Consider the following 898-nt stretch of genomic DNA (forward strand, 5'->3'; position numbering starts at 1 on the left):
TGATTTGAGCGTAGAACGCTGCCAACTCCGGCACTTTGATAAAATAGCGGAAACGCTCTTTCTGTACGATTTCGTTAGTGACGGAAAACTCATAGTCCACCGACTTCTTGGCGAAGATGGCAGCCCACGCATCAAAGGTCTTGATGTTCTGTGCTTCGAGGGCTTGGGGACGCAAATACTTGAACAGCAGGTACAACTCCGTAAGTGAGTTCGATATGGTCGTCCCTGAAAGGAAAGTTGCTCCCAAGTCTTTCCCCGTCCTTTCCTGAATGGTTCGTATGGCAAAGAGCATATTCAAGGCTCTTTGGCTGCCCTCGCTGTTACCCAACCCTGCCACACGGTCGTGGCGGGTGTTGAACATCAGATTTTTGAACGTATGCGACTCGTCCACGAAAAGGTGGTCTATACCCATTGTCTTGAAATCCACTATATCGTCCTTGCGGTTCTCTATCTTGAACTTGATTTCATCCAGCTTCGCCTGTAAATTCATCTGCCGCTTGACAAGCCCTCTCTCCATCGCACGGGAGATGCTGCGTCCCTGCTGACGCAGAACCTCCAAGTTCTCTTCCACGCTGTCCAGCTCATCCTGAAGGATTTTCTGCTGTATCTCGTCCGACTGCGGTATCATGCCAAACTGGTCGTGTGTAAGGACAATGCAGTCCCAGTTGTTGTTCTTGATGTCGTGGAAAATCCGCTGCCGCTTGTCGGGCGTGAAGTCGTTCTTCCCCGGATAGAGCAGCTTGGCGTTCGGGTAAGCCGTTTGGAAGGTCTGTGCTATCTCCTGCACGTTGGCTTTGAGAGCGAGTATCATCGGCTTGTTCGCCAAACCGAGCCGCTTCATCTCATAAGCTGCGGTACACATGATAAGCGTCTTTCCTGCTCCCACCTGATGATCGCA

At 51.1% G+C, this 898-nt stretch carries 1 pseudogene; it reads right to left on the reverse strand.

Annotated elements, in window-relative coordinates:
* Nucleotides 1-898: pseudogene (locus tag BN93_RS15955) on the reverse strand (DNA methylase); the annotation flags it as partial.

This window comes from Prevotella conceptionensis 9403948 (genome assembly GCF_000312305.1).
GTDB classification, from domain to species: domain Bacteria; phylum Bacteroidota; class Bacteroidia; order Bacteroidales; family Bacteroidaceae; genus Prevotella; species Prevotella conceptionensis.